At 73.4% G+C, this 23,604-nt stretch carries 21 protein-coding genes and 1 riboswitch; of the genes, 16 read left to right on the top strand and 5 right to left on the bottom strand.

What is annotated here, in order from left to right; translation table 11 throughout:
* Positions 1 to 114: 114 nt before the first annotated feature.
* On the bottom strand, positions 115 to 1,512 hold the full coding sequence (locus tag ACOTKD_RS32095; RefSeq protein WP_424892511.1) for a uracil-xanthine permease family protein: 1,398 nt from the start codon (positions 1,510 to 1,512) through the stop codon (positions 115 to 117).
* Positions 1,513 to 1,733: 221 nt separating this feature from the next.
* Between ACOTKD_RS32095 and ACOTKD_RS32090 the strand changes: the two genes are divergently transcribed.
* Complete coding sequence (locus ACOTKD_RS32090) at positions 1,734 to 2,192, top strand: hypothetical protein (RefSeq protein WP_424892510.1); 459 nt, start codon at positions 1,734 to 1,736, stop codon at positions 2,190 to 2,192.
* Between the two features lie 239 nt (positions 2,193 to 2,431).
* Here the strand turns inward: ACOTKD_RS32090 and ACOTKD_RS32085 are convergent, their stop codons facing one another.
* Positions 2,432 to 3,649 (bottom strand): MFS transporter, encoded by a 1,218-nt coding sequence (locus ACOTKD_RS32085; protein ID WP_424892509.1) that lies wholly within the window; start codon positions 3,647 to 3,649, stop codon positions 2,432 to 2,434.
* A gap of 74 nt (positions 3,650 to 3,723) precedes the next feature.
* On the bottom strand, positions 3,724 to 6,090 hold the full coding sequence (locus ACOTKD_RS32080) for a chitinase C-terminal domain-containing protein (protein ID WP_424892600.1): 2,367 nt from the start codon (positions 6,088 to 6,090) through the stop codon (positions 3,724 to 3,726).
* Positions 6,091 to 6,461: 371 nt separating this feature from the next.
* Positions 6,462 to 6,592: riboswitch (FMN riboswitch) on the top strand.
* Positions 6,593 to 6,756: 164 nt separating this feature from the next.
* Here ACOTKD_RS32080 and ribD point away from each other — a divergent pair.
* The 15 genes from ribD to ACOTKD_RS32005 all read left to right on the top strand — a co-directional run bounded on the left by ribD (position 6,757) and on the right by ACOTKD_RS32005 (position 20,634).
* Positions 6,757 to 7,887, top strand: a complete 1,131-nt coding sequence (gene ribD / locus ACOTKD_RS32075) for a bifunctional diaminohydroxyphosphoribosylaminopyrimidine deaminase/5-amino-6-(5-phosphoribosylamino)uracil reductase RibD (RefSeq protein ID WP_424892508.1) — start codon at positions 6,757 to 6,759, stop codon at positions 7,885 to 7,887.
* 2 nt (positions 7,888 to 7,889) lie between these two features.
* Positions 7,890 to 8,507, top strand: coding sequence for a riboflavin synthase (locus ACOTKD_RS32070; protein ID WP_424892507.1), 618 nt, complete (start codon positions 7,890 to 7,892; stop codon positions 8,505 to 8,507).
* Positions 8,504 to 9,154 (top strand): nicotinamide mononucleotide transporter family protein, encoded by a 651-nt coding sequence (locus ACOTKD_RS32065; RefSeq protein WP_424892506.1) that lies wholly within the window; start codon positions 8,504 to 8,506, stop codon positions 9,152 to 9,154. Before ACOTKD_RS32070 ends, ACOTKD_RS32065 begins: the two co-directional genes overlap by 4 nt.
* Complete coding sequence (locus ACOTKD_RS32060) at positions 9,151 to 10,464, top strand: bifunctional 3,4-dihydroxy-2-butanone-4-phosphate synthase/GTP cyclohydrolase II (RefSeq protein ID WP_424892505.1); 1,314 nt, start codon at positions 9,151 to 9,153, stop codon at positions 10,462 to 10,464. The genes ACOTKD_RS32065 and ACOTKD_RS32060 overlap by 4 nt, the downstream gene beginning before the upstream one ends.
* A 43-nt stretch (positions 10,465 to 10,507) precedes the next feature.
* Positions 10,508 to 10,993 carry a 6,7-dimethyl-8-ribityllumazine synthase gene (gene ribH / locus ACOTKD_RS32055; protein ID WP_106675004.1) on the top strand — a complete coding sequence of 162 codons (486 nt, stop codon included), beginning with the start codon at positions 10,508 to 10,510 and terminating at the stop codon, positions 10,991 to 10,993.
* A gap of 34 nt (positions 10,994 to 11,027) precedes the next feature.
* On the top strand, positions 11,028 to 11,297 hold the full coding sequence (locus tag ACOTKD_RS32050; protein ID WP_106675003.1) for a phosphoribosyl-ATP diphosphatase: 270 nt from the start codon (positions 11,028 to 11,030) through the stop codon (positions 11,295 to 11,297).
* A gap of 74 nt (positions 11,298 to 11,371) precedes the next feature.
* Positions 11,372 to 12,220, top strand: coding sequence for an ATP phosphoribosyltransferase (gene hisG, locus ACOTKD_RS32045; protein ID WP_424892504.1), 849 nt, complete (start codon positions 11,372 to 11,374; stop codon positions 12,218 to 12,220).
* A 35-nt stretch (positions 12,221 to 12,255) separates the two neighbouring features.
* The gene (locus tag ACOTKD_RS32040) at positions 12,256 to 12,720 is read left to right on the top strand and encodes a PH domain-containing protein (RefSeq protein WP_424892503.1); all 465 of its coding nucleotides are present in this window, start codon (positions 12,256 to 12,258) and stop codon (positions 12,718 to 12,720) included.
* A 206-nt stretch (positions 12,721 to 12,926) separates the two neighbouring features.
* Complete coding sequence (locus ACOTKD_RS32035; protein WP_424892502.1) at positions 12,927 to 14,264, top strand: hemolysin family protein; 1,338 nt, start codon at positions 12,927 to 12,929, stop codon at positions 14,262 to 14,264.
* On the top strand, positions 14,261 to 15,364 hold the full coding sequence (locus ACOTKD_RS32030) for a hemolysin family protein (RefSeq protein ID WP_424892501.1): 1,104 nt from the start codon (positions 14,261 to 14,263) through the stop codon (positions 15,362 to 15,364). Before ACOTKD_RS32035 ends, ACOTKD_RS32030 begins: the two co-directional genes overlap by 4 nt.
* 118 nt (positions 15,365 to 15,482) lie before the next feature.
* Positions 15,483 to 15,788 carry a CU044_2847 family protein gene (locus ACOTKD_RS32025; RefSeq protein WP_424892500.1) on the top strand — a complete coding sequence of 102 codons (306 nt, stop codon included), beginning with the start codon at positions 15,483 to 15,485 and terminating at the stop codon, positions 15,786 to 15,788.
* Between the two features lie 10 nt (positions 15,789 to 15,798).
* Positions 15,799 to 16,707 (top strand): S1 family peptidase, encoded by a 909-nt coding sequence (locus tag ACOTKD_RS32020; RefSeq protein WP_424892499.1) that lies wholly within the window; start codon positions 15,799 to 15,801, stop codon positions 16,705 to 16,707.
* Complete coding sequence (locus ACOTKD_RS32015) at positions 16,704 to 19,106, top strand: tetratricopeptide repeat protein (protein ID WP_424892498.1); 2,403 nt, start codon at positions 16,704 to 16,706, stop codon at positions 19,104 to 19,106. Before ACOTKD_RS32020 ends, ACOTKD_RS32015 begins: the two co-directional genes overlap by 4 nt.
* Positions 19,103 to 19,945: a polysaccharide deacetylase family protein gene (locus tag ACOTKD_RS32010; protein WP_424892497.1), complete on the top strand. Its 843-nt coding sequence runs from the start codon at positions 19,103 to 19,105 to the stop codon at positions 19,943 to 19,945. The genes ACOTKD_RS32015 and ACOTKD_RS32010 overlap by 4 nt, the downstream gene beginning before the upstream one ends.
* Entirely contained in the window at positions 19,942 to 20,634 is a 693-nt protein-coding gene (locus ACOTKD_RS32005) for a DUF5995 family protein (protein ID WP_424892496.1), read from the top strand. The genes ACOTKD_RS32010 and ACOTKD_RS32005 overlap by 4 nt, the downstream gene beginning before the upstream one ends.
* Before the next feature lie 46 nt (positions 20,635 to 20,680).
* Here the strand turns inward: ACOTKD_RS32005 and ACOTKD_RS32000 are convergent, their stop codons facing one another.
* A complete protein-coding gene (locus ACOTKD_RS32000; RefSeq protein ID WP_424892495.1) occupies positions 20,681 to 22,381 on the bottom strand; it encodes an FAD-dependent oxidoreductase in 1,701 nt (566 codons plus the stop codon).
* A gap of 61 nt (positions 22,382 to 22,442) precedes the next feature.
* Entirely contained in the window at positions 22,443 to 23,252 is an 810-nt protein-coding gene (locus ACOTKD_RS31995; RefSeq protein ID WP_424892494.1) for a carbon-nitrogen hydrolase family protein, read from the bottom strand.
* Positions 23,253 to 23,604: the final 352 nt, after the last annotated feature.

Raw genomic sequence — 23,604 nt, 5'->3', positions numbered from 1 at the left:
GGGGCGAGCCGCCGTGGCGGCGGGGGCAGTCCTGTTGCCGTCGCGGCCGGCACTTTTCTGCCGCCGCAGCGGCGAGGAACCACAACGGCGCAGACCGGCGGTGCCGGAACCGCCTTATCCGGCGTCCTTCTCCCCCGCGACAGCGGAGTCGTAGCTGCTCGTCCCCTCGTCCAGCAGGGGCTCCTGCGCCTTGAGGTGGGCCGGGGCCAGGGCGCGCAGGACGTGGTAGCCGGAGAGGACGACGATCGTGCCCAGGGCGATGCCGCTGAGCTCGAAGTTGGCGCTGATCTTCAGGCTGACGCCGCCGATGCCGATGATGACCCCGGCCGCGACGGGCACCAGGTTCAGCGGGTTGCGCAGGTCGACCTTGTTGTGGACCCAGATCTGCGCGCCGAGCAGGCCGATCATGCCGTAGAGGATGACGGTGATGCCGCCGAGCACACCGCCGGGGATCGCGGCGACGACGGCGCCGAACTTCGGGCAGACGCCGAAGAGCAGGGCGAAGCCGGCCGCGGCCCAGTACGCCGCGGTCGAGTAGACGCGGGTGGCCGCCATGACGCCGATGTTCTCGGAGTACGTGGTGTTGGCGGGGCCGCCGACGGCGGTGGAGAGCATGGTCGCGAAGCCGTCCGCGGAGATCGCCGTGCCCAGCTGGTCGTCCAGCCGGTCGCCGGTCATCTCGCCGACGGCCTTGACGTGGCCCGCGTTCTCGGCGATCAGTGCGATGACGACGGGCAGCGCCACCAGGGCGGCGGACCAGCCGAAGCTCGGCGCGTGCAGCGACGGCAGGCCGATCCAGTCGGCCTTGGAGACGCCGGACAGGTCCAGGCGCCAGTGGTCTGTGGCCTCCGGGCCGCCGTTCACCGAGTGGATCTTTCCGAAGACGCGGTCGAAGAGCCATGAGATCGCGTAGCCGAAGACCAGGCCGAGGAAGATCGCGACGCGCGACCAGAAGCCGCGCAGGCACACCACGGCGAGGCCGGTGAAGAGCATCGTCAGCAGCGCCGTCCACTGGTCCTGCGGCCAGTACGTACGGGCCGTGACCGGAGCCAGGTTGAAGCCGATCAGCATGACCACGGCGCCGGTCACCACCGGCGGCATCGCCGCGTGGATGATGCGCGCTCCGAACTTCTGTACGACCAGGCCGCTCAGCAGGAGCGCCACGCCGACCACGAAGATCGCGCCGGTGACGGCCGCACTGCCGCCGCCCTGCGCCCGGATGATCGCGGCGACGCCGACGAAGGAGAGGCTGCACCCCAGGTAGCTGGGCACCCGGCCGCGGGTCGCGAGGAGGAACAGGATCGTGGCGACGCCCGACATCATGATCGCGAGGTTCGGGTCCAGGCCCATGAGGACCGGGGCGACGAACGAGGCGCCGAACATCGCGACCACGTGCTGCGCGCCGAGGCCGGCGGTGCGCGGCCACGAGAGCCGCTCGTCGGGCCGGACGACGGCCCCAGGGGCGGGGGTGCGCCCGTCACCGTGCAGGGTCCAGCGCACGCCGAGGCCCATGGAAGCTCCCGAAAGGTCGTGTGGGGGGTGATGATCCGGTTCATGCTAAGCCGGGCCGGACGGTGCTCCGGTCCACACAGGCCCGGCCGCCGCCGCGGGGGTTTGCTGCAACCGGCGCAATCGGTCGCCCGTAGGACTGTATGACCGACTTCTCATGCTTTTCTCAGCTCTCCACACGGTATCGGTCTCATTGTCCGATTCCTGCAACTCAGGAGACACATATGCGTAAGCTCGCCGGCCGCGCAGCGGCCGCTGCCGTCATCGCCGCAGTCGCCATCGTCCCGGCCGCCGGGGTGGCGCAGGCCGCCCCGGCCACGCCGGCGGTCCAGGCCTGGGACCACGACCACGACCGCGACGATGACGACCACGGGCGCGACCACGGCCGTGACCACGGGCGCGACCACGGCCGCGACCGTGACTGCGACCACGGCCGCGACCACCACGGCCGAGGCCACGACCACCACGGCTGGGGCCACCACCGCGACTGCGACGACGACTGCGGCTGGGGCTGGGACGACTGGGGCTGGGGCGGCGGCTGGGGCGGCGGCTGGGGCCACCACCGCGGCGGCCACGGCGGCTGGGACGACTGCCACCGCAGCTGCGGCTGGGGCCACCACGGTGGCTGGGGCGGCTGGGGCGGCTGGGGCGGCGGCTGGGGCCTCCTCGGCGGCATCCTCTAACCGCAGCGGCACAGCACAACCACGGCACGGGCTGTGGCGACGGACCCTCGTGGTCCGCCGCCCGGCCCGTTCCGGCGTTCCGCCCTCCGGGGAAGGTCACGGCGACCGTACGGGGTGCCGCGACCGCCCCGTCCGCCGGACCCTCGCCACCGGGCTTCTCGCCGTTGCGGCGGGGGACGTCCCGGCCGAGGCTCCCGGGAACGTTCCCGGCACCGGCAACCGCCGCGGACGCTCCGGCGTCACTCCGCCTTCGACGGCGCCCGCACCTGCGCTGCCGCCGCCGTCCGTTCCGGGACGCGCAGCACCCCCGCCCCCGCCACCAGGCCCACCGCCAGGGCGGTCACCAGGCCGAACGACGTGACGAGCGAACTGGCCTCCGCGATCTGGCCGATGGCCGCCGGGGCGACGAGCCCCGAGGTGTAGGTGATCGTCGCGACGCCCGCGATGGCCTGGCTCGGCGCCGGCCCGCTGCGCCCCGCCGCCGCGAAGGCCAGCGGGACGACGACGGCGACGCCCACGCCGATGAGGGCGAACCCGGCGATCGCGGACGGCGCGCCCCCGGCCGTGACCACCAGCAGCCCGCCGGCCGCGGCCAGCACCCCGCTCGCGCGCACGGTCCGCACGGGCCCGAAGCGCCGCACGGCCGGGTCGCCCGCGAACCGGGCGAGGGCCATCGTGCACGTGAAGGCCGTGGTGCAGGCCGCCGCCACGCCCGGGTCGGAACCGACGACGTCCCGGAGGTAGACCGCCGACCAGTCCAGGCTCGCGCCCTCGGCGAAGACCGCGCAGAAGCCCACGACGCCGATGACCAGTGCCGCGCGCGGTGGCAGCGCGAACCGGGGCGGCGGGCGCTCGTCCCCGGCGGCGCGCAGGTCGAGGACCCCGTGGCAGGCCGCCGCGCCGAGCACGGCCAGGGCGGCGGCCGCGGCGCCCAGGTGGATCCGGGCGTCCAGGTCCGCGTGCGCGGCGGCCGTGCCGGCGGCCGATCCCACGAGCGTGCCCGCGCTCCACATCCCGTGCAGGCCCGACATGATCGAGCGGCCCAGCCGCTCCTCGGTCTCCACGCCGAGCGCGTTCATGGCGACGTCCGCCATGCCGGACGTCGCGCCGTAGACGGCGAGCGCCCCGCAGAGCGCGGGCAGCCCCGGCGACAGGGCGGGCAGCGCCACGGAGGCGCACCACAGCACGATGAGCAGGCGGAGCGCGGCCCGGGAGCCGAGGCGGTGGCTGACGCGGCCCGCGAGCGGCATGGCGCACGAGGAGCCGATGGCGGGGAGGACGAGCGCGAGGCCCAGCGCGCCGGAGCCGAGGTCCAGGTGGCTCTGGATCCAGGGGATGCGGGTGGCGAAGCTGCCGGTCACCGCGCCGTGCACGGCGAACACCGCGGCCACGGCGAGCCGTGCGCGGCGCAGCCGGCCGGCGTCGGTGCGGCCCGTGTCCCGCTCGCTGGCGCCCATGGGCTCCCATCCTTCCGGACGGGGCCCGCGCGGGTCGACCCCGCACGGGCCCGGTCGCCCTGCGGCCCGGGGGTTCAGCAGGCGCCCTGGTCCTGCCACACCCCCCATTCGCCGGTGGTGCCGGGCTCGTCGCCCTGGGTCCACCACTTGGCCTTCCAGGAGCGGGACTTCCAGGAGACGGTGGCGCCGCCGTTGTAGACGGCCGCCTTGTCCCACTGCGGTGCGGTGCAGGTGCCGCCGGTCGGCTTGCCGGTGGGGGTGCCGGTCGGCGTGCCCGTCGGGGTGGGGGTGGTGCCGCCGGGGTCGACGACGGTCGTGCCGCGGGCCAGGTCGCCGGCGAGGGCGTACGTCTTCCCGCCGAAGGTCACGCTCCAGTTCGAGGGGGTCGCCGCGGGCAGGTAGTAGACGTAGTCGAGGTCCGCCGAGGCGCCGGGGGCGAGCGGCTGGGAGGCCGGGAGCTTCACGGAGACCCGGTTGTAGTCGCCCTTGAGGCCGCCGATGTTGTCGCCGGCGGTGTGGTCGCTGCGGATGACCCTGAGGCCCCAGCCCGACTGGTCCTTGGCGTTTCCGGGCGCGGAGCTGCCGTAGTCGAACTGGAACTCCGTGCCGCCGGGGAGGGTGGCCTTGGTCCGGTTCGTGATGTGGATCTTCGGGTTGATCGGGTAGTTGCTGTCGCCGAGCGGGAAGTTCGTGAGGCTGATGTCCACGTCGAGGGCCTGGGCGGGCAGCTCGGTCGTCGCGCGCCGGGCCCCGTAGGCGGGTGCCGCCTTGAACGCGTCGTCCATCGCGGTGGTGAGCGTGGTGCCGGGTTCGTACTGGCCCTTGGCGGCGTTCCAGCCGTAGTCGCCGGCGAGTTCCCAGATCATGGTGCCGCCGAGGCCCTTGTCGACGACGTACTGGGCCTTGGCCCTGACCGACTGCTCGTCCTCGGTGGAGAGGAAGACCTTCTTCTCGGCGTTCCAGAGCCAGGGCGCGGTGAGCGTGGCGTCGTAGTTGCGGGCGTAGGTGCCGGTCAGCCTGGTGCCGGCCGGGAAGCCGTACTTCGCGGCGTAGTCGCCGACGACGCCCTTCTCCAGGTTCTTGGCGTGCCACATCGGGTTGGAGCCGGCCGGGGACTCCTTGCCGTCGTCGTCCTTGTCGTGCCAGAGGTTGTCGATGCCGACGGCCCCGTCGCCGCAGGTGGTGAGGCCGGACCCGGCCGGGCACGCGGTGGTCTTCGCGGTGCCCCACAGGCCGTTCGTGCCGCCGGTGACGTTCTTCCAGCCGCGCGTGTAGTAGGGCAGGCCGAGGTTGATGCGGCCGGGGGGCAGGGCGCCGCGGAAGTAGTGGTACGCCCAGTCGCCGTTGAGGTAGCCGGTGCCGCCGTACTGGGGAGTGGTGTAGACGCCCCATTTGGCGAGTTCGGCGTCCTTGCCGTCGTCGTAGAGCGCGGCATTGGGCCCGACGAATTCGTTCCAGGCGCCGTGCAGGTCGTACGACATCACGTTCACGTAGTCCAGGTACTGCGTGGCCTGATACGTCTCCATGCCGCGCAGCAGGTATCCGGAGGAGGGTGCGGCGACGGAGAGGAGGTAGTGCTTCCCGTCGGCCGCCCCGGCCCGGTCGAGCTTTTCCCGGAGCGTTTTCATGAGGGCCGCGTAACCCTTGTTGAGTCCGCCGCGGCGGGCGTTGGCGAGGGCCCAGTCCTTGGGGTTTCCGGCGTCCTTCATCGACGTCGGGTACTCGTAGTCGATGTCGACGCCGTTGAATCCGTAGGTCCTGAGGAACGCGACGGCCGATTCCGCGAAGGTGTCGATTCCGGCCTGGTTGACCGAGCCGTCGGCGTTCGTGGCCGTTTTGTAGAAGCCCCCGGAATCGACGCGCTTGCCGTTCTCGTCGAGGTAGCCGCCGGTCTCGGCCCAGCCGCCCACGGAGATGAGGGTCTTCACGTCCGGGTGCTGCTTCTTGTACGTGGTCAGGAGGTTGAAGTGGCCCTTGTACGGCAGGGCCGGGTCCATCTCGGCGCCGGCGGTGCCGGGCCAGGTCATGCCGGTCGCGGGGTTGTCCGGGCCGTCCGCACCGACGGAGATCTTGTCGTCGGGGCCGACGTGCGCGAAGGCGTAGTTGAGGTGGGTGACCTTGCCCCAGGGGATGTCGGGGACGAGGTAGGCGGGGGTGCCGTCCTTGCCGGTGCGCCAGCCGGTGAAGTAGCCGATGACGCGGCGCTGGTGGCCGGCGCCCATCTTCTCGCGGCCGGCGGAGTCGTAGACCGAGCAGTAGGGGACGTCGGTGCCGGGGGTGGCGTAGAGGCCGTCGGGGCGGCAGCCGGCGTTGTCCTCGGCGTGCGAGGTCGCCGCCGTGACGGTGCCGATCAGCAGCCCGGCCAGGGCGGTGCCGGCGGCGGCGAGGGTGATCCCGCGGCGGGTGCGGGAGCCGGTACAGGATCTCGCCCGGGACCGCAGCTCCCGGGTGGGCTTCTCTCGGAACAACACGATCAGGTCCTCCAGTGGGGCCCGGCACGGCCGGGCGGCGGGGGGTGTGTGCGTCGTGCTGTGGCCCGCCGGTGTGCGCCCACCGCCGGGCCGTACTCCTCGGAGGTGTGCCAGAGGTTAAAAGGACTAGACCAGTGCGTCAACAGGTACGGACCAAGTCCGGGAACCGGAGTCCGAGGCTCCGAGGCGGCCGCCCGCACGGACCCCTCGCCGCCGGTGCCCGGTGCGTCACATCGCCGTGGACACCGCGCCGCGGCCCGGCGTACGCTCGTCCCGTCGACCAGCGGTTTTGAGGAGCCGCCGGCCGACCGCATGTAGCATGACCTGAAATTACTGATACGCAGCGCACTCCGGGGTCGGTGAAATTCCGAACCGGCGGTTACAGTCCGCGACCCGTCCGCAGCCAGCGGCCGGTTGACCAGGTGAAATTCCTGGACCGACGGTTAAAGTCCGGATGGGAGGCAGTGCGCGGCGGGTACGCACCGGCACACCGTCGCAGGTGGCCGCCCCTCACCGGGCGCCCCTCCCGTACGGCTCCGTCAGGGGCCGTGGTGTCCCCCGTTGCGGTGTACCCGCTTCCTTCGTCGTCCCGTACGACAGCCCCGGAGTCCGTGCCCGAAGAGGCAGGAGGACCCGGTGGCCACCGCGACCGAAGCAGACGCGATGCGACGCGCCGTTGCGCTCGCCGCTCGCGCCCTTGGCGCGACGAGCCCCAACCCCGTCGTCGGCTGCGTGATCCTCGGCCCGCGGGGCACCGTCCTCGGCGAGGGATGGCACCGCCGGGCCGGCGGGCCGCACGCCGAGGTCGAAGCCCTCGCCGCGGCCTCCGCCGCGGGCCACGACGTGCGCGGCGGCACCGCCGTCGTCACCCTCGAACCCTGCAACCACACCGGTCGCACGGGCCCCTGCGCCCGGGCCCTGATCGACGCCGGCATCGCCCGCGTCGTCTACGCCGTCGCCGACCCCACGGACACCGCCACCGGCGGCGCGGCCACCCTGGCCGCCGCGGGTGTCGCCACCGAGGGCGGCCTCCTCCAGGACGAGGCCGCCGCCGGCAACGCCGCCTGGCTCACCTCGGTCCGCCGCGGGCGCCCCTTCGTGCTGTGGAAGTACGCCGCCACGCTCGACGGGCGCAGCGCGGCCGCCGACGGCACCAGCCGCTGGATCACCTCGGCCGCCTCCCGCGCCGACGTCCACCGGCTGCGCGCCGAGGCCGACGCGGTCGTGGTCGGCTCCGGCACCCTGCGCACCGACGACCCGCACCTCGCCGTACGGGGGCGTCTCGTCGAAAAGGGCGCCGCGGTGCAGCCGCTGCGCGTCGTCGTCGACACCCACGCCTCCGTCAAGCCCGGCGCGCGGGTCCTCGACGACGCGGCGCCGACCCTGATCGCCGTCGGCGAGGACGCGGACACCGGCCACCTGCCGGGCGTGGACGTCGTCCGCCTGCCCCGCGCCGGGGCCGGCCGCGGCGGGCTCGACGTGCCCGCGCTGCTCGCCGAGCTGTACGGGCGCGGCGTCCGCTCCGTCCTGCTCGAAGGCGGTCCCGCCCTCGCCGGCTCGTTCCTCGCGGCCGGTGCCGTCGACCGCGTCGTCGGCTATCTCGCTCCCGCCCTGCTCGGTGCCGGGCCGGCCGCCCTCGGCGACGCCGGCGTCGGCACGATCGCCGGGGCCCTGCGCCTGGACGTGACCGACGTCGCCCGGCTCGGGCCCGACCTGCGGATCACCGCAGTCCCCACCGCTTCCGCCACCGCCCCTGAGGAGAACTGACAGTGTTCACCGGAATCGTCGAAGAACTGGGCGAGGTCGTCTCCGTCGAGAACCTCGGCGACAGCTCCCTGTTCCGGCTCCGCGGCCCGATCGTCACCGAGGGCGCCAAGCACGGCGACTCGATCGCCGTCAACGGCGTGTGCCTCACCGTCGTGGAGACCGCCGGCGGCGAGTTCACCGCGGACGTGATGGCCGAGTCCCTCAAGCGCTCCAGCCTCGGCGCCCTCGTCCCGGGCTCGCGCGTCAACCTCGAACGCCCCATGGCGCTCGGCGGGCGCCTCGGCGGCCACCTCGTCCAGGGCCACGTCGACGGCACGGGCACGGTGCTGGAGCGGATCCCCGGCGAGCACTGGGAGATCGTGAAGATCGGCCTGCCGCGGGAGCTCGCCCGCTACGTCGTCGACAAGGGCTCCATCACCGTCGACGGCATCAGCCTCACCGTGGTCGAGGCCGGGGACGACTTCTTCACCGTCAGCCTCATCCCCACCACCCTCGAACTGACGACGCTCGGCATCAAGCAGCCCGGCGACCTCGTCAACCTGGAGGTGGACGTCCTCGCGAAGTACGTCGAGCGGCTGCTCGGCGGCGGCGCGGGCAAGGCCGGGGGTCCCGTCGCATGAGCGCCCTGGACCGGCTCACCGCCGAGGCGTTCAGCGTCTTCGGGCAGCACGTCATCTGGTCCGACCTGATCGGCAACAGCATCGGGCTCGCCGCCCTCGCCCTCGGCTGGCGGCGCTCCCTATGGACCTGGCCCGTGCAGTTCCTGTCGGGCGTCATCCTCGTCGCCGCGTACGCCTCCGCACACCTCAGCGGCGGGGTCGGCAAGCAGCTCCTCGTCATCGGCGTGGCCGTGTGGGGCTGGCGGCAGTGGCACCGCGGCAGGCAGGAGGCGCAGGACGGCTCCATCGCCGTGCGCTTCGCCACCTGGCGCGAGCGCGCGGCGCTGCTGGCCGGCACCGCGCTCGGCACCCTCGCCGTGGGCGGTCTGTTCACGGCCGTGCCGGAGCTGTCCTGGAACCCCTGGCCGGACGCGTACATCTTCGTCGGCACGCTCGCCGCGATGGTGGCCCAGGCCCGCGGGCTGATCGAGTTCTGGGTGGCCTGGCTGCTGGTCGACGTCGTGGGCGTCCCGCTCGCCTTCAGCAGCGGCCTCGCCTTCTCCGGCCTCGTCTACGTCTTCTACCTCGCCCTCGTCCTGTGGGGCATGCGCGACTGGTGGCTGCGCTCGCGCACGAGCACCGCCGCCCTGGAAGGAGCAGCAGCATGACCGTCCTCGACACCTTCGCCCCGGTCGGCGAACTCGCCCTCGACTCCGTCGAGCGCGCCGTCGCCGACATCGCCGCCGGCCGGCCCGTCGTCGTCGTGGACGACGAGAACCGCGAGAACGAGGGCGACCTCGTCGTCGCCGCGGAGAAGGTCACCACCGAGATCGTCGCCTTCATGATGAGCGAGTGCCGCGGGCTGATCTGCGTGCCGCTGGAGGAGGCGGACGTCGAGCGGCTCGACCTGCCGCAGATGGTGGCGGACAACACCGAGTCGATGCGCACCGCCTTCACCGTCTCAGTGGACGCCTCCCGCGCGCACGGCACGGACACGGGCATCTCCGCCGCGGACCGGGCCACCACCATCCGGCTGCTCGCCGACCCGGCCGCCGTCCCGGGCGACTTCGTCCGTCCGGGGCACGTCTTCCCGCTGCGCGCCAAGCCCGGCGGCGTGCTGGTCCGCAACGGCCACACCGAGGCCGGCGTCGACCTGGCCCGGATGGCCGGCCTGCGGCCCGCCGCCGCGATCGTGGAGATCGCCGGCGAGGACGGCGCGATGCTGCGGCTGCCGGAGCTGGTCCCGTTCGCCCGCAAGCACGGCCTCGCGATCATCTCCATCGAGGACCTGATCGCCCACCGCCGCGCCGCGGAGGCGGCCGCTCCCGGGGCGCCCGAGGCCCCCGAGGTGCCCGCCGTGCGCCGCGAGGCCGTGACGCGGCTGCCCACCGCCTTCGGCGACTTCCGCGCCCACGGCTACCGTTCGGCGGCCGACGGCGTCGAGCACATCGCGCTGGTGGCCGGTGACCTCGGCGACGGCGAGGACGTGCTGGTGCGCGTCCACTCCGAGTGCCTCACGGGCGACGTGTTCGGCTCGCTGCGCTGCGACTGCGGCCCGCAGCTGCAGGCGTCCATGGAGCGCATCGCCGCCGAGGGCGGCGTGGTCCTCTACCTGCGCGGGCACGAGGGCCGCGGCATCGGCCTGCTGCCCAAGCTGCGCGCCTACGAGCTGCAGGAGGACGGCCGCGACACGCTGGACGCCAACCTGGAGCTGGGCCTGCCCGCGGACGGCCGGGACTACGCGGCGGGCGCGGAGATCCTCGCCGACCTGGGGATCCGCTCGCTGCGCCTGATGACCAACAACCCCGACAAGAGCGCGGCCCTGGTCCGCCACGGACTGACCGTCACCGGCCGGGAGCCCGTGCCCGTCCAGGCCGGGGAGCACAATCTGCGGTACCTGCGCACGAAGCGGGACCGCATGGGCCACGACCTGCCCTGGCTGGACGGCGGGCCCGTGTCCGCCTGCGACAACCAGTGATCACCACACCCACCGATCCCCCACCGACCGAGGAGACGAGAACGTGAGCGGCAAGGGCGCCCCCGAGCTGAGTGTGAAGAACTGCCAGGACCTGCGGGTGGCCGTGATCGCCGCGCAGTGGCACGAGAAGGTCATGGACGGCCTGGTCGACGGCGCCCTGCGCGCGCTGCACGACCTCGGCATCGACGAGCCCACGCTGCTGCGGGTGCCCGGCAGCTGGGAGCTGCCGGTCGCCGCCAAGGTCCTCGCGGGCCGCGGCTACCACGCGATCGTCGCGCTCGGCGTCGTCATCCGCGGCGGCACGCCCCACTTCGACTACGTGTGCCAGGGCGTCACCCAGGGCCTCACCCAGGTGGCCGTGGACACGGGGGTCCCGGTGGGCTTCGGCGTCCTCACGTGCGACGACGACGCGCAGGCCCTGGACCGGGCCGGTCTGGAGGGCTCGAACGAGGACAAGGGCCACGAGGCCGTGACCGCCGCGGTCGCCACGGCGGTGCTCCTGCGCTCGGTGTCCGAGCCCTGGCACTGACGGCGGGGGCGGACCCCGTAGGGTAGGACGCACCATGTCCAAGAAGACGTTCGAGGAGCTCTTCGCCGAGCTCCAGCAGAAGGCCACCGGCGATCCCGCCGTCTCCCGCACCGCCGAGCTGGTGGGCAAGGGCGTCCATGCCATCGGCAAGAAGGTGGTCGAGGAGGCCGCCGAGGTGTGGATGGCCGCCGAGTACGAGGGCGCCGACGCCACCGCCGAGGAGATCTCCCAGCTGCTGTACCACGTTCAGGTGATGATGGTCGCCCGCGGGATCTCCCTGGACGACGTCTACGCCCACCTCTGATCAGCACCACCGCAGTACCGCATCACCCCGCACGCCCCCCGCACCATCCTCAACGCACGAAGGAAACCGACCTCATGCTGCGCATCGCCGTTCCCAACAAGGGTTCTCTCTCCGAGCCTGCGTCGGCGATGCTCCATGAGGCCGGCTACCGCCAGCGCAAGGACCGCAGGGAGCTCGTGCTGGTCGACTCGGCCAACGACGTCGAGTTCTTCTTCCTCCGCCCCCGCGACATCGCCGTCTACGTGGGCTCCGGCAAGCTCGACATCGGCATCACCGGCCGTGACCTGCTGCTGGACTCGGGCTCGCAGGCCGAGGAGATCATGCAGCTCGGCTTCGCCGGGTCCACCTTCCGCTACGCCACCCGGCCGGGCACGGCCAAGGACGTCAGCGAGTTCGGCGGCATGACGGTGGCCACGTCCTTCTCCGGCCTGGTCACCAAGCACCTCGCCGACAACGGCGTGGACGCCTCCGTCGTCCACCTCGACGGCGCCGTCGAGACGGCCATCCAGCTCGGCGTCGCGGAGATCATCGCGGACGTCGTGGAGACCGGCACCACCCTGCGCAACGCCGGCCTGGAGATCATCGGCGAGCCGATCCTGGAGTCCGAGGCCGTCGTCATCCGCCGCTCCGGCGCGCCGGCCGGCGACCCGAAGGTCCAGCAGTTCCTCCGCCGCATGCAGGGCGTCCTCGTCGCCCGCCGCTACGTGATGATGGACTACGACATCCGCGTGGAGCAGGTGGAGCGCGCCGTCGCCCTCACCCCCGGCCTGGAGTCGCCCACCGTCTCCCCGCTGCACCACGAGGGCTGGGTCGCGGTCCGTTCGATGGTCCCGTCCAGCGACGCCCAGCGCATCATGGACGAGCTGTACGAGCTGGGCGCCCGCGCCATCCTCACCACCAACATCCACGCCTGCCGCCTCTGACCGGCCCGGCCCACCCAGCGAGAGCCACCAGCGACGTGTCCACGCCCGTAACCCCGTCCGGCCCGCCCGCGCTCCCGGTCACCTTCCGCCCGGTCCGCACCCGGGTCGTGCTGATGAGCCTGGGCACCGCCCTGCTCGTCGTCCTCACGGCGGTGTCCTTCCTGCTCGACACGGCGACGGCCGGGGACCGGGCCTCCTTCATCGGCACCGGCCTGCTGGTCTTCGCGTTCCTCGGGCTGCTCAGCCGGCCCAAGGTGGTCGCCGCGCAGGACGGGGTCACGGTGGTGAACCTGACCACCAAGCGGCGGCTGGAGTGGGCCCAGATCGTCCGCGTCACGCTGCGCCCGGGCGACGCCTGGGTCCAGCTCGACCTGGCCGACGGCACGACCCTGGCGGCCATGGGCATCCAGCCCGGCATCGCCAAGGACCAGGCCATCGCCCACGCCCGGGCGCTGCGGGCCCTGGTGGAGGAGCACGGCACCGGGCACTCCACCACCTGACCGGCGGCAGGCAGGCCCGGCGGTGAGCGCGGTTCCTTGATTACTCTGGTGCCACGGGCACACACGTGCCCCGTCCCGCACGAGGAACCGGCCGTGGTTCGCGCACGGTCCGCGGGACACCTGCGACCCGAGGAGTGACTCCCTCCGGCAATGGACGGATCGTCCTGTAGTACCCGCGCCGCCGCCCACTTCGTGGAGGCGGCGGCATGAGCATCACCGTGTCCCTGCTGCTGCTCGCGGCAGCACTCCTCCTCATCCTGGCGAACGGCTTCTTCGTCGCCGCCGAGTTCGGCCTGGTGACCGTCGAGAAGCCGGAGGCCGAACGGGCCGCGGCCGGCGGCGACCGCCGGGCCCGCACCGTCGTCGCCTCCCTGCGCGAGCTCTCCTTCCAGCTCTCCGGGACCCAACTCGGCATCACCATCACCTCCTTGGTCGTCGGCATGCTGGCCGAGCCGGCCCTGGGCCGGCTGCTCACCGGGCCGCTGGCCGCCACCGGCCTGCCCGCCGGTGCCGCGCCCGGCGCCGCGGTCGTGACCGGCATGCTGGTGGCGTCCGCGGTGCAGATGGTCATCGGGGAGCTGGTGCCCAAGAACTGGGCGGTCTCCCGGCCCCTGCAGGTCGCGCGGTTCGTCGCCGGGCCGCAGCACGCCTTCGCCCACCTCTTCCGGCCCGTGATCACCCTGCTGAACGCGGTCGCCAACCGGCTCGTCCGGGCGCTCGGCGTCGAGCCCGCCGAGGAGCTGGCCTCCGCCCGCACCCCCGGCGAACTCGTCTCCCTGGCCCGGCACTCGGCGCGCGCCGGCGCCCTGGAGCAGGACACCGCGGACCTGTTCGTCCGCACCCTCTCCCTCGGCGACCTGACCGCGCAGCACGTGATGACGCCCCGCGTGAAGGTCAGCGCGCTGCAGTCCTCGGCGACCGCCGAGGACGTCCTCAACCTCACCCGTGCCACGGGGCTCTCGCGCTTCCCGGTCTACCGGGAGCGCCTGGACGACATCGTCGGCATGGTCCACCTCAAGGCCGCGCTGGCGGTCCCGTCCGGCGAGCGGCTGCGCACGCCGGTCGGGCGGATCTCCGTCCCGCCGGTGCTCGTGCCGGAGACGCTGCCGGTGCAGCCGCTCCTGGAGCAGCTGCGCAGCGAGCAGCCGATAGCCGTGGTCGTCGACGAGTACGGCGGCACGGCGGGGGTGGTGACCCTGGAGGACATCGTCGAGGAGCTCGTCGGCGAGGTCCGCGACGAGCACGACGCCGAGGACGCCGACCGGCCCGAACTGGCCCCCGTGGCCTGTGAGGACGGCCGGGCGGCGTGGGAGGCCGACGGCGGCTGCCGGCTCGACGCGCTGCGCCGCATAGGCCTGGAGGCGCCCGACGGGCCGTACGAGACCGTCGCCGGTCTCGTCGCGGACCTGCTGGGCCGCATCCCGGCGGCGGGCGACACCGCCGAGCTGCCCGGGTGGCGGATCTCGGTGCGCCTGGTCGCCCACCACCGGGCCGAGCGGGTGCGCTTCGCGCGCGCCCTCACGGTCAGGGGTGAGGCGCGATGAGCGTGCTGCAACTCCTCTTCGCGGCGCTGCTGGTGCTCGCCAACGGGTTCTTCGTGGGCGCCGAGTTCGCGCTGGTGTCCGTGCGCCGCAGCCAGATCGAGCCGAAGGCGGCCGAGGGCTCGGGGCGGGCCCGTACGGTCCTGACCGGCCTGGAGAGCCTGCCGCAGATGATGGCCGCCGCCCAGTTCGGCATCACGATCTGCTCGCTGACGCTGGGCGCGGTCGCCGAGCCGACGGTGGCGGCGCTGCTGGAGCCGGTGTTCGAGGCGGTGCGGATGCCCGCGGGGCTGATCCACCCGCTGGGGTACGTCATCGCGCTCGCGGTCGTGGTCTTCCTGCACCTGGTGATCGGCGAGATGGTGCCGAAGAACCTGGCCATGTCGGCGCCCGACCGGGCGGCGCTGTGGCTGGGGCCGGGGCTGGTGGCGTTCGCCCGGGTGTGCAGGCCGGTCACGCGGCTGCTGGGCGCGTGCGCGCACGGCGTGCTGCGGCTCTTCCGCGTCGAGCCCAAGGACGAGGTGGAGGCCGTGTTCACCAGCGAGCAGCTGACGCACCTGGTGGCGGACTCGCGCCAGGCGGGCCTGCTGGAGCGGGCCGAGCAGGAGCGCCTGGAGGACGCGCTGGAGCTGGGCAGCCGCCCGGTCACCGACGTCCTCCTCGACCCGGCGTCGCTGGTCACGGTCGACCCGTCCGTCACGCCCCGGCAGATCGAGGAGCTGACGGTGCGGACCGGCTACTCCCGCTTCCCGGTGTGCGCGGCGGGCGGCGCGGTCATGGGCTACCTGCACGTCAAGGACGTCCTGGACCTGGAGGACCGCGAGCGCGCGGTGCCGCAGCGGGTCTGGCGGCGCGTCGAGACCGTACGGGCCGAGCTGCCCCTGGACGACGCCCTGACCGTGATGCGCCGGGCCGCCGCCCACCTGGCCGCGGTCACGGACGCGTCGGGGCGGGTGCTGGGCCTGGTGGCGCTGGAGGACGTGCTGGAGAAACTGGTGGGCGAGGTGCGGGACCCGGCGCACCGGGAAGTCCCGGCGGCGCAGCCCGCGCGCGTGGCGGACCCCCGGGGCCCCCACGAGCGCGCCGGCGCACTGGCGAGCTGACCGGGCTCCGGCCCGTGCACTCCCCCGATTCCCCTGCCGCGAGGTGCTCGCGTGGCTAGGCTGAACGAGCCGCCGCATCACGGCCCGTGAAGCTCATGGAGGATCGGGGGAGCCCGCCATGTCCGAACCGCTGGTCCGCGTGGAAACGGTGGAGCTCGACGCGCAAGGGTCCCGGCAGATCAGCAGCCGGACCCGCCGCACCGCCTCCCTGGAGGAGCGCTCCGAGGAGCTGGAGCAGGCGATCGCCTCGGCGTCCTCGATCGCGCAGGCCGCCCTCGCGCGGATCCCGGAGCACAACGGCTGGCGGGTCGGCAGCCTGCAGGTCACCTTCGGGGTGACGCTCGCGGCCGAGGCCGGGGTGATCCTCTCGAAGGCGTCCGCGGAGGCGTCCTTCGAAGTGACACTGACGGTGGAACGCCCCTGAGGGGCCCGCTGTGCCCGGATCCGGCTACGCGGTCGACCTGTACCAGGCGGGCACGCCCTTGGGGGCGGGGCTCCTGCTCACGCGGTGCTTCGTGCTGACGGCGAATCACTGCCTGCGGTACCTGAGGGGCGACGAGGAGCGCGTCAGCGTACGTCTCGGCGACGGCACCGCGCTCGGAGGACGCGTCTGCCGGCGCGTCGAAGAGGCCGACCTCGCCCTGATCGAGGTCCTCGAACCGGAGCTGGTGCCGCCGGCCCTGCCCGTGGGGGACCTCCCCCGCCGCGGCGACCGCTGGCGCGGGCTGCACCGGCCTTCGCTGAGCGATCCCCACCTGAGCGGGCACGTGGACGAGCACTCCGTCGACTACACGTGCGTGGGCGGCGGGCGCATCCAGGCCATCCAGCTCCTGGCGGAGCAGACCCTGGGCGACTACTCGGGCTACTCGGGCGGGCCGGTCGAGCGGGAGAGCACGTTCGCGTGCGAGCCGGCCCTGCTCGGCGTCCTGATCGAGCAGTACCCCGACCGGCAGGCGCCCGAGCGGGCCGCGAACGTGCTGTTCGCCGTGCCCCTCAGGGAGGTGATGAGCCGCTTCCCCCACTTCCGCACGGACCACCTGCTGCGGGCGCTGGAGCCGCCGGCGAGCACCGCGGAACGGGCGGGACGGCAGGAGGAGCAGTCCGCTACGAGAGGGGTGGTGTCTCCACCGCCGGTCGTGGTGCCGGCGGACGGCGCTCCGGCTCCCGAAGCACCGTGCGTTCCCGTCTCCGTCGGCGCGGCAGTCGCCAAGGGCGAGGCGCTGCTGAGCGCGCTCAAGGAGTGGTCGGAGCGGGGGCTCATCGATCCGGCGCAGGTCGCGGGGTTGCAGGTGCACGTCGCGAAGAACGTCATCGATCTGGCGTTGGGGGGTGAGGGGGCATGACGGACGAACTGCGGTTGGCGATCGCGCGGGCGGAGGACGCCCTGACCGGCCGGGGCGACGCGCATGAGGTGGCCGTGGCGGCCGCAAGGGCCATGGTCCTCTTCTTGGGGCGCCCCGGCACCGTCGAGGACGTGTGTTACCTGTCGACGCTGCTCCTCGCGCTGGGGCAGCGCGGGCATGCCTTCGGGATTCTCGACACCGCCGTGCTCAGCGTCTCCGGCTCCCCGGTCCTCGGCAGCTCCGCCAAGGCCGCGGCGCTGAACAGGCTCGCGGCGAGGATGGCCGACCTGGGGAGGCTGGACCAGGCACGGCACGCGTTGGAGAGGGCGCGGGGGTTCGACGCCGAGCAGCACGTACGGGCCGAGACGCTCGCGAACCTCGCCGCCGTCCACGCGCGGGCCGGCGACTTCGAGAAGGCCGAGAGCGTCGTCGGGCTCGCGCGGCTCGCGCTCGCCGGGGGCGACGACCACGAGGTGCGCCGCCTGCTCAGCTCCGTCGACCTGGCGCTCGCGCGCTGGAGCAACGACCCGGTGCAGCTCAGCCAAGTGGCCGAAAACCTGCGCGAAACGGACCGGGAGGCGCTGGACACGCCGGGGACGCGGCAGGCCGCGGACCTCTCCGGGCTCCTCTTCCGGGCTGCCGTGGAGTTCGAATGGGCACGGTCGCTGAGCGCCCGCGAACGCATGGCGCAGATCACCGACGTGCTGGCCACCGTCGCGGCGCGGGCCGCGGCCGAGCTGGGCGCCCGCCACCCGCAGACCGTGACCGCCGTGATCGACCTCGCCTGCGCGGAGTTCGAGACGGCACGGCGGACGGGCCACGGGCCGCGGCTGCAGCATGCGGTACGGGCGCTGGAGGAAGCGGCGCTGCGCGCCTCGGACTGCTTCGGTGACCGCCACCCCCTCACGATCACCGCGCTGACGAACCACGCGTGCGCCGAACTCGACTTGGCGAGGGCCACGGAGTCGCCCGGACATCTGGAGCGCGCCGCGGAAGCCCTCGGTGCGGCTGACCGCATCACCACGGCCGGGGTCGGGGCGGAGCATCCCGCCGCGCTGCTGCTGAAGGGGGCCCTGAAGGCGTGCCGCCGGATGCAGGGCACGGACGGCATCCCGGTCGGCTACGGATCCCAGCTCACGCTGGTGCGCACCGCCGTCGGCGACGAGTGGCATCCCCGCGAGGAGCTCATGTCGCCGGACGTGGCTTCCCGGGTGCTGAGTGCGCCGCCACAGCCCGCCGCCGCCTCGCGGGAGTTGCTGGATCTCCTTGAGGAAAGCCACGAACTCGCGCTCCACCTCGGCGAACAGGGGTCCTGGACGGCGGCGCTCGGCACGCACCGGCGCGTCGCGGCGGCCCGCGAGAGGGTGCTCGGCCCGGACCACCCCGACACGCTCGCCAGCCGCTACGAGACCGCCTTCGCCCTGTCCAGGCTGGGCCGTCATGCCGACGCGCTGGGGATCTTCGGGCAGGTTGCCGGCGCCCGCGCCCGGGTGCTCGGCCCCGAACACGCCGACAGCCTCGCCGCCCGGCAGGAGATGGCGTTCGTCCTGGGCCGCCTGGGGCGGCACTTCGAGGCCTTCCAGGTGTACACCGAGGTGCTCGGCGCCCGGGAGCGCACGATGGGCGCGGAGCACCCGGACACCTTGCGCTGCCGGCACAACCTCGCGTTCTGCCTCGGCCGGCTGGGGCGCTGGGAGGAGTCCTACCGCATGGCGTGCGAGGTGGCGGAGGCCCGGTCCCGAAGGCTCGGCGCCGAGCACCCCGACACGCTGGCCACGCTGCACGAGATGGGCTACACGCTCGGGCAGCTCGGCCGGTGGGAGGAGGCCCTGGTGACGTACCGCGACGTCGCCGGTGCCCGCAGCCGGGCGCTGGGCCCCGACCACCCCGATGCGTTCACCGCCCGCTACGAGGTGGGCATCTGCCTCGGGCGCCTGGGGCGCAGCGCACAGGCCCTCTCGATCTACGACGCACTGGTCGCGGATCGTACGCGCGTCCAGGGTCCCGAAGACCCGGAAACCTTACGGGCCCGGCACGGTCGCGGGGTCAACCTCGGCCGGCTCGGCCGGTGGGAGGAGGCCCTGGCCGAGGCTCGTGCGGTGTGTGCCGTCCGTGAACGCGTCCTCGGACCGGCCCACCCCGACACGCTCGTCAGCCGCCGGGAGATCGCCGTGGCCCTGGGCTGGCTGGGCCGGTGGGAGGAGGCGCTGGCCTCGTACCGGCAGGTGGCGAGGGACCGCGAGGGCACCCTCGGCCCGGATCATCCGGACACTCTCGCCAGCCTCAACGACGAGGCTCACTGCCTGGAACAGCTCGGCCGTTCGGACGCGGCCGCCGAACTCTTCCGCCGCGCGGCCGCCCGTGCCGCCGCCCGCCCGCGCGGCGTTGACGGAGCATGAGACCACTCACCGCGTCCGCTTCCGTCTTCTTCAGGGCGCTGCTCGCCACCCTGCTCCTGGCACTCGCCTTCGCTCCTCTCCCCTCCCGCGCCGCCACCCCCTCCCCCGTCTCGGACCTCTTCGGCAAAGAGGTCAGGCTCCTGCCGGCCGAACGCCCCGTCGTCGCCCTGACGTTCAACGCGGCGTGGGACGAGGCCGGGATCGGGGACGTGCTGGCGGTGCTCCGGCGGGAAGGGGTGCCGGCGGCGTTCTTCCCGACGGGGCAGTTCGCCGAGCGGCATCCGGGGGCCGTGCGGGCGATGGCCGCGCAGGGGTTCGGGCTCGGCAGTCACTCGTACAGCCACCCGCACTTCGAGCGGCTGGACCCCGGGGAGGCGGCCGCGGAGGTGCTGCGGGCGGACCGGGCGATCCGGGCGGCGGGGCGCACGGAGCCGCTGCCGTTCTTCCGCTTCCCCTACAGCGAGACCACGCCGCGCGGGATCGAGACGGTCAACGCACTGGGCTTCGCGGACCTGGAGTTCACGGCCGACACCAAGGGCTATCTCGGCGCCTCGCGCGGCATGACGGTGGACCGGGCCGTCCGGCGGGCCCTGGACGCGCTGACGCCGGGCGCCGTCATCCAGATGCACGTGGGCAGCGACGACGGCGGTCCCGTGCTCGACGCGCTCGCGCTTCCACGGATCGTCGCGGGTGCGCGGGCACGGGGGTACGGCTTCGCGGACCTGCGCGCGTACGCGGGGAGGGCATATGCCGGGAGGCCCTGCCCGTTCATCCGTTCCGGTCAACTACCGCACCCGACCCCCTACTCTGCGTATTCACGTGTCACTCTGTGTACATGACGCTGACTTGGGCGAAGCCCGCGGCGCCGGCCGGGATCGAGGACGTGCTGGCGCAGATGCGGATGCTGGACGGAGCGCTCCCCCCGCGGGACGGGGTACATGTCTTCAACCGCGTGTATCTGACGGTCACGCAGCGGGTCGCGGAGCAGGCGGAGGCAGGGGGGTTCCTGGAGGGCGCGGCGGCCACGGAGCTCGTCGTGCGGTTCGCGGCGCGCTATCTGGCCGCCGTCGACCACGTGGCGGCGGGGCGCCGGCCGCCGGCGTGCTGGCAGCCGCTGTTCCAGCTGCGCGGCCACCCGGCCGTCCGGCCGCTGCAGTTCGCACTCGCGGGCATCAACGCCCACATCGGGCACGACCTCGCGCTGGCCCTCGTCGACACGTGCCGGGCGCTGCGCCTCCAGCCGTACGCGCTGGAGGCGGACTTCGACCGGGTGGGCGGCCTGCTGGTCGCCATGGAGGAGCGGATCCGCGAGGACCTCATGCCCGGGCCGGACCTGCTGGACGTCGCCGATCCGCTGACGCACCTGGTGGGTTCGTGGTCCCTGCAGGCGGCGCGGCGCGGGGCGTGGGCGTCCTTCCGCGCGCTGTGGGCGGTGCGCGGGCTGCCCGACGTGGCCGAGGATCTGACCGAGCGGATCGACTCGGGCATCGGGCTGGTGGGGCGCTGCCTGCTCACGCCCCTGGGGTGAGGCCCCCGGCTGGGGGGCCGGGGGCCTCGGTCAGGGGTGGCGGACCTCAGTCCTCCGGGAGCTCGACCGGCGCGAGCTCGTCGTAGCGGTCGCCGGGGCCCGGGTTCGTCGGGTCGGTCGCGCCGCCGAACTGGTGCATGACGCCCCACACGGCGTTGAGCGCGGTCTGCACGGCGCCCTCGGCCCAGCCCGCCGTCCAGGAGATGTCGTCGCCGGCGAGGAAGAGCCCGCGCTTGTCCTCCGGCAGGCGGTCCTGCATGAAGTGCGTGAACAGGCGCCGCTGGTAGCGGTAGTGGCCCGGCAGGTTCGCCTTGAACGCACCCATGAAGTAGGGCTCGTTCTCCCAGGAGACGGTGACCGGGTTGCCGATGATGTGCTTCCGGATGTCGACCTTGGGGTAGATCTCGCCGAGCGACTTCAGCATGACCTCCAGACGCTCGTTCGCCGACAGCGGCAGCCACTTGAGGCTGTCGTCGCACCAGGTGTACGAGAGGCAGATGACGGCCGGCTTGTCCGGGCCGTCGTCCAGGAGGTAGGTGCCGCGCGTCATCCGGTCGGTCAGCGTCATCGACATGACGTCCCGGCCGGTCTCCTCGTCCTTGTCCAGCCAGAACGGCCGGTCCACGGGCACGAACAGCTTGGAGGACTCCATGTAGTGGGTGCGCTCCATCGCCGTCCAGTGGTCGATGGGGAACAGCGAGTCGTCGCAGGCGATCTTCGACAGCAGCATCCACGACTGGGCGGTGAACACCGCCGCCTTGTACGTGCGGATGTCGCCGGTCGCGTCGGTGACCGTGATGTGGTTGCCCGCCGTGCGGTGCAGGCGGGTCACGGCCGGGCGGGGGTCGCCGCCGTGCAGGGAGGACAGCGAGGTGCCCGGCGCCCAGTGGATGATCTTCTGCGGCTCGCGCTCCCACAGCCGCACCGGGAGCTGCTGACTGCCGCCGACGATGCCGCGGTGGTGGTCGTCCGCCTCGGTGTAGACGACGCGCAGGATCTCCAGGATGGAGTTGGGGAAGTCGGTGTCCCAGCCGCCGGTGCCGAAGCCGACCTGGCCGAAGATCTCACGGTGCCGGAAGGACTTGAACGCCTCCGACTCGCACAGGAAGCCGTAGAAGGTCTGGTTGTCGAGCTTCTCGACCAGCTTCGCCCAGATCTCCCGGATGCGCGGCACGTCGCGCTCGCGCAGGGCGCGGTTCATGTCGGAGAAGTCCGCGCCCTCCTCCAGGCAGGCGCTCCACGCGTCGGCGACCTCGCGGTAGACCGGCGGCAGGTCGTCGATGGTCTTCGCGTAGTGCGACTCGCCCTTGAGGTCGACGACGGTCGACGGGGTGTCGGGGGCCAGCGGGTTGGGGAACGGCTTGGTCTCCAGGCCGACGAGGTCGATGTAGTGCTGCAGCGCCGTGGAGCTCGGGGGGAAGCGCATCGCGCCCATCTCGGCGGTCAGCGAGGGGTCGCAGCCCTCGAAGCCGACGGTGCGCAGCCGGCCGCCGATCTTGTCGGCCTCGTAGACGACCGGCTTGAGGCCCATCTTCATCAGCTCGTACGCGGCGATGATGCCCGACAGGCCGCCGCCGATGACGGCGACCTCGGTGCCGTGCTCGGTCGCCGGTATCTGGCCGAGCCCCGCGGGGTGGGCGAGGAAGTCGTCGTAGGGGAACGGGAAGTCCGGGCCGACCATCGTGATCGGCGGCAGGACCGGCTCCGACGGCTCGTCGTGGGCGGCGGTGGGCACCATGGACGTCATCGGCTGAACTCTCCTGCGGAAGTGGGGGCTTGCGGCTCTGGGGGGCGGGGCGGGGCGGGGGTCAGGCGAGCGAGGCGTACAGCTCCGGCCGTCGGTCGCTCAGGTAGGTGTTCTCGGCGCGCGAGGCCTTCAGCAGCGCCGGGTCCACGTCGGCGGTGATCAGGTCCTCGCCGTGGCCGGCCCGCGCCCGTACGGTCCCGTCGGGGGCGGCGAGACAGCTGAGGCCGGCGAAGGAGAAGTCCCCCTCGTCGCCGCAGCGGTTGGCGTAGGCGATGTACAGCTGGCTCTCCCAGGCGCGCACCGGGACCACGCTCTGCGGCACGATCTCGTACGGGCGCATCAGCGCGGTGGGCGCGAGCAGCAGCTCGGTGCCGGCCAGGGCGTGGGCCCGCACGGGCTCGGGGAACTCGACGTCGTAGCAGATCAGCAGGCCGAGGCGGAGGCCGTCGAAGTCCGCCTGCACGACGGGGTCGCCGCCGGGCCGGAACTGCTCGGTCTCGTACGCGCCGAAGAGGTGGGTCTTGCGGTAGTTCGCGAGCCGGGCGCCGTCGGGGGCGATGAGCTGCAGCGCGTTGTAGACCGTGGCCGGGTCGTCCGCGTCGCGCTCGGGGTAGCCGTAGGCGACGGCCAGGCCGTGCTCGGCGGCGATCCGCGCGACGGCGCGGGCGCCGGGGCCGTCGGCCGTCTCGGCGCGGTCGGCGACCGTGGCGCCGAGGGCGTAGCCGGTGAGGAACAGCTCGTTGGTGAGCAGCAGCCGGGCGCCCGCGGCGGCGGCCCGGCGGGCGGCGCCGTCGAGGGCGGCGAGGCTGTCCGAGGTGGAGGAGGGAACGCCGGCGGGGCCCTGGTACAGCGCGATACGCGACGGCGTCATGCGGCCTCACTTCACCTGGTCGGAGGGGGTGGTGCGGGTGCCCCTGCGAGGGGCGCGCGTTAAGACGCCTTGACGGTACGGTCCGCCGTCCTGACCGGACAAGGCTCCTCCGTTGCGTGAGGGTGAGCGATTCGTTGCGCCTTTCCAGCGATTCGGCGCGATTCGTTGCGTGGCCCTTACCGGGGGGTAGGTCAGGGTCCGTCGCTGAGGCGAGTCCGGCACCGCCGGACCGCACCACGGGGGTTGATCGCCGTGGCGGCGGACGGTGAAGGGCGGGACCCTTCACGGTCCGGGCGCCGACGCACGTGCGCCGGGCCGCACGCCCTCTTCCGCCGCAGCGGCGCACCACCGC

Origin of the sequence: Streptomyces sp. XH2 (assembly GCF_049725035.1) — a bacterium.
Taxonomy (GTDB): domain Bacteria; phylum Actinomycetota; class Actinomycetes; order Streptomycetales; family Streptomycetaceae; genus Streptomyces; species Streptomyces roseoverticillatus.
The sequence above is the reverse complement of the archived record's forward strand: the minus strand, read 5'-3'. Positions and strand labels throughout refer to the sequence as shown.